Annotated in this window: 5 protein-coding genes; 3 read left to right on the top strand and 2 right to left on the bottom strand. The window is 69.6% G+C overall.

Annotated elements, in window-relative coordinates; translation table 11 throughout:
- Positions 1–143: 143 nt before the first annotated feature.
- On the bottom strand, positions 144–1,202 hold the full coding sequence (locus ACFXI3_RS28010) for a nitronate monooxygenase (protein WP_344286276.1): 1,059 nt from the start codon (positions 1,200–1,202) through the stop codon (positions 144–146).
- 15 nt (positions 1,203–1,217) lie between these two features.
- Entirely contained in the window at positions 1,218–1,976 is a 759-nt protein-coding gene (locus ACFXI3_RS28005; protein WP_344286277.1) for an enoyl-CoA hydratase family protein, read from the bottom strand.
- A 93-nt stretch (positions 1,977–2,069) separates the two neighbouring features.
- Between ACFXI3_RS28005 and ACFXI3_RS28000 the strand changes: the two genes are divergently transcribed.
- From ACFXI3_RS28000 to ACFXI3_RS27990, 3 genes are read left to right on the top strand one after another with little or no spacing between them, the layout of a single operon-like run.
- Positions 2,070–2,978, top strand: coding sequence for an SDR family oxidoreductase (locus ACFXI3_RS28000; protein WP_378403437.1), 909 nt, complete (start codon positions 2,070–2,072; stop codon positions 2,976–2,978).
- Complete coding sequence (locus ACFXI3_RS27995) at positions 2,975–3,760, top strand: MaoC/PaaZ C-terminal domain-containing protein (RefSeq protein ID WP_378403435.1); 786 nt, start codon at positions 2,975–2,977, stop codon at positions 3,758–3,760. The genes ACFXI3_RS28000 and ACFXI3_RS27995 overlap by 4 nt, the downstream gene beginning before the upstream one ends.
- Before the next feature lie 11 nt (positions 3,761–3,771).
- Complete coding sequence (locus tag ACFXI3_RS27990) at positions 3,772–4,674, top strand: NAD-dependent epimerase/dehydratase family protein (RefSeq protein ID WP_378403433.1); 903 nt, start codon at positions 3,772–3,774, stop codon at positions 4,672–4,674.
- Positions 4,675–4,786: the final 112 nt, after the last annotated feature.

Raw genomic sequence — 4,786 nt, 5'->3', positions numbered from 1 at the left:
GGGACTCAGAGTCCCTCAGGGTTCCCCTCACGGACAGCCGATCCGCCTAGGTCCGTAGACCTGGGCAAGACCGCACCCGCGGCGCCGCCGTAAGCCACTGGCATTGGGTTCTGGGTCGTGAAGGGGACCCCACGAACCTGGGCTCAGTCGAGCAGGGCGGCGGTGGTCTTCAGGCGTTCTTGCGCGCTTTCCACAATTCGGGTCACCAGTTCCGCGCAGCTTGGCAGGTCCTCGATTACTCCGACTACCTGCCCGGCGGCCAGCATCCCGGCGCGGGTGTCGCCTTCCACCAAACCTGCTTTGAGCAGCATGGGGGTGTTCGCGGCCAGCATGGTTTGCGTCCACGAGCGGTCGCTGCCGCGTTTCATGCGCAGGCCGTCGGCGATCAGTGACGGCCAGGATTGGCCGCTCAATCGCTTGAAGTCCGTTGTCCGGCGCAGGGTTCGGGCCATTCGTTGGACGAAGCCTTCCTTCGTGAGGCCCTCGATGAACGGTGTGCGCAGCAGGCGGTGCGGCATGCCGTCGGCCTTGGTGGTGACGACGGTGCCGTCCAGGCCGAAGCCTAGGTAAGTGCGTTTGATGTCGTCCGGAACCGCGCTGTCGCTGGTGAGCAAAAAGCGCGTGCCCATACCGATTCCGGCCGCGCCATAGGACAGTGCGGCGGCTAGGCCACGGCCGTCGAAGAAGCCGCCGGCGGCGACGACTGGGATGTCGACTGCGTCCAGTACGGAGGGCAGCAGCAGGGTCGTCGCGGTCGGGCCGGTGTGGCCGCCGCCTTCGCCGCCTTGCATCATGACCAGGTCCGCGCCCCACGAGGCGACCTTTTCGGCGTGGCGGGCGGCGCCGACGGTGGGCATGACGACCAGGCCGTGGTCCTTCAACCGGGCGATCAGGTCTTTTTTCGGGGCCAGGGCGAAAGAAGCCACTTTGACGCCGTGCTGTATCAGCAGCTCGGCGCGTTCGGTGGCGTCGCCGGCGTCGGCGCGCAGGTTTACGCCGAAGGGGTTGTCCGTGCGCTGTTTGACTTCCTTGATGGCGTGGTCGAGCTCGTCGTAGGTCATCGTCGCGGAGGCGAGGATGCCCAATGCGCCGGCGTTGGCGGTCGCGGACACCAGGCGCGGGCCGGCGACCCAGCCCATGCCGGTTTGCACGATCGGGTGGGTGACGCCGGTCAGCTCGGTGAGCGGGGTGCGGAGAGGCACGGGTCTCCTCGAGAGTCAGTCGTTCATCGGGCGGCCGGTGGCGACGAAGGCGTCGCGGTGTTCGTCGGCGGCTCCGATGAGGTTGAGTTCGAAGGTGTAGCCCTGTTCGTACCGGTAGCTGCGGTTGACGTCGATCGGGTCGATGCCGTTCAGCGCGGCTTTCGCGGCCCGGATGACGCGCGGGTCCTTCGCGGCTACCTCGGCGGCCAGGGCGAGCGCGGCGTCGTGCAGGTCGGCGGCGGGCACGGTTTCCAGCACCGAACCGTGCTGTACCAGGTCCTTCGCCGCGATGGTGCGGCTGGTGAAGTACAGCGTGCGCATCAGGTGCTGCGGGACCAGGCGGGCGAGGTGGGTGGCTGCGCCAAGGGCGCCGCGGTCTACCTCGGGGACGCCGAAGTACGCGTCGTCGGCGGCGATGATCGTGTCGCAGTTGCCGACCAGTCCGACGCCGCCGCCGAGGCAGAAGCCGTTCACCGCGGCGATGACTGGCACGGCGCATTCGTAGATCGCCTTGAATGCCAGGTAACAGCCGCGGTTCGCGCCGACCAGGGCGTCGAAACCGGTGGTGCGCTGCATTTCCTTGATGTCGACGCCGGCGTTGAAGCCGCGGCCCTCGGCGCGGAGCAGGACGACGTGCACCGCCGGGTCCTCGCCCGCCTCCCGCACGGTTTCGGCGAGGCGGAACCATCCGGCGACCGGCAGGGCGTTCACCGGCGGGTAGTCCATGGTGACCACGAAGGTGCCGTTGTCGTGGAGCTGCGTGGAAATCGTCACGTGCGTTCCTAACCTAGCGATTGCTTGGTAGCCTAACACTTGCTTGGTTTACGGGGAACCGCCTCGCCGGAACGGAAGACGAACGGAGAAGATGTGAGCGGGATCTTGGAGGGCCGGGTCGCGATCGTGACCGGGGCCGGCCGCGGACTCGGCCGCGAGCACGCGCTGGAACTCGCCCGCCAGGGCGCGCGTGTCGTCGTGAACGACCTCGGCACGTCGGGTGCGGGCGAGGGGGCGTCCGACGGCCCGGCCGGCGAGGTGGTCGAAGCGATCCGCGCGCTGGGCGGCGAAGCGGTGGCCAATGGCGCCGACGTCGTGAACTTCGCGGCGACGGAAGCGCTGGTGCGGCAGGCGGTCGATACGTTCGGCGGGCTGGACATCGTCGTGAACAACGCGGGCTTCGTGCGCGACCGGATGATCGTGACCACCAGCGAACAGGAGTGGGACGCGGTCGTCGCGGTGCACCTCAAAGGGCATTTCGCGCTGATGCACCACGCTGCGGGCTACTGGCGCGCGGAGGCGAAAGCCGGGCGTACGCGGGCGGCGCGGATCATCAACACCACGTCCGGCGCGGGTCTGCAGGGCAGCATCGGCCAGGGCAGCTACAGCGCCGCCAAGGCCGGGATCGCCGCGTTGACGCTGGTCGGAGCGGCTGAACTCGGCCGGTACGGCATCACGGTGAACGCGCTGGCCCCGGCCGCGCGCACCCGGATGACCGAGGGCCCGTTCGCGGCGCAGATGGCCGCGCCGGACGACGGGTTCGACTCGATGCACCCGGGCAATGTGTCGCCGATCGTCGCTTGGCTCGCCAGCGAGGACGCCGCGGACGTCACCGGCCGCGTGATCGAGGTCGAAGGCGGCCGGATCTGCCTGGAGAACGGCTGGAGCCACGGCCCGTCCCGCGAACTGGACCGGCGCTGGACCGCCGCCGAAGCCGGCCCGGCCGTGCGCGAGCTGCTGAAGGAAGCGCCTACGCCCGAACCGGTTTACGGAGCCCAGTGAACAGCCCCGCGGACTGGAAGGGCCGGGTCCTCGGCGAACGCACCGTCGCCTACCCCGACCGCGACCCGATCCTCTACGCGCTCGCCATCGGCGCCCGTCCGGACGAACTCGACCTGGTCTTCGAGGACCGGCTTCGGGTGCTGCCGCCTTTCGCGCTGACGCTCGCCCAATGGGCCCCGGACGTCCTCGGCTCGGCCGGGGCGTTCGAGGTCGGCAACGCGGTGCATGGATCGCAACGGCTGCAAGTCTTGAAACCGCTGCCGCCCGCGGGTGAGATCTCCATGCGGGCCCGCGTTCCGGAGGTCTGGGACAAAGGCAGTGCGGCGGTTTATGAGGTGGCCGTGGAATCGGACTACTTCGTCGCGACGTGGTCGTTGTTCTGCCCCGGCATCGGTGGTTTCGGTGGCGAACGCGGCCCCGGTCGTCCGTCTGCCTTGGACAGTCCGGATTGGACCGCAGCACTGTCCACTGCGGACAACCAGGCTCTGCTCTACCGGCTGCTGGGGGACCGGCACCACATCCACGTCGACCCCGCCGCAGCAGCCGGGATCGGCCAGCCACGCCCGATCCTGCACGGCTTGGCGACTCTCGGCGCGGGCGCTCTGGTCGCTGCGCGCCAGGTCGGCGCACACCCCGCGGACCTGACGTCACTGGAAGGCCGCTTCGCCGCGCCCGTGTTCCCCGGCGAGGAACTGCAGGTCGAAGGTTGGTCCGACGGCGGCCTGCGGATCACGTCGGAACGCGGCCCGGTCGTCGACGGCGGACGTGTCCACTTCGGATAGAGGAATTGCGCATGAAGGTCTTGGTCATCGGCGGCACCGGCATGATCGGCTCGAACACCGCCGCCTACTTGAGCGGCCGCGGCCACGCCGTGACGGTCGCCGGACGACACGAACCCGACGCCGATTCCCTCGTGGCGGGCCTGCCGGTCCTGCTGGGCGACTACGCCCACGACGGTTTCGACGAGGCCGCGCTGGCCCCCTTCGAGGCGATAGTTTTCGCGGCCGGACAAGACATCCGGCACGTATCAGGCTGGGGCGACGAGGAATTCTGGCGGACGTACCAAATCGACGGCGTGACCGCGATCGCGTCGCGAGCGAAACGGGCGGGCGTCGGCCGCTTCGTCCAGATCGGCAGCTATTACCACCAGGTCCGGCCGGATCTCGCGGAAACGAACCCGTACGTCGACGCCCGCCGCCTGGCCGACGAAGGAGCGCGTGCCCTCGCCGGGGACGGGTTCGCGGTGTGCACGCTGAACCCGCCGTCGATCGTCGGAATGGCCCCCGGCCGCTCGACGCGGCAGTTCGCGAAAATGCTGGCCTGGGCTGATGGGGAGTTGGTCGGGAAGGTGCCGGACTTCGCGCCGGTGGGCGGCACGAACTACCTGTCCGTGCGGAGTCTGGCCGAGGCCGTCGAAGGCACCCTTTTACGCGGGGAATCCGGCGCGGCGTACCTGGTCGGGGACGAAAACCTCAGCTTCCGGGACTACTTCCAGCTGGTTTTCGACGTGTCCGGGTCCGGCCGGACGCTCGAAGAACGCGACGAGGAACACCCGTTCCTGCCGGACCGGGTGCTGGTCCCTGGCCGGGGCGCGACGATCTCGTACGAGCCGGACGCCCGCGAGACCGAGTTGCTCGGGTATCGCCGCAGGGACGTGCGGGCGACGCTGGAGGAGATGGCTGCGGCGGTGCGGTGAGTCGTGAGCGGCGGGGGGGGGGGGGGAAACCCCCCCCCCCCCCCCCGCCCAGGGGGGAAGGGGGGTTGGGGGGTGGGGCGGCCCCCCCAAACGAGGGGGGCCCACCACGAAA

The sequence above is a fragment of the Amycolatopsis sp. NPDC059235 genome, from assembly GCF_042754125.1.
Classification (GTDB): domain Bacteria; phylum Actinomycetota; class Actinomycetes; order Mycobacteriales; family Pseudonocardiaceae; genus Amycolatopsis; species Amycolatopsis albidoflava.
Note: the sequence above shows the minus strand (reverse complement) of the source record. Positions and strands in the feature narration are given on the sequence as shown.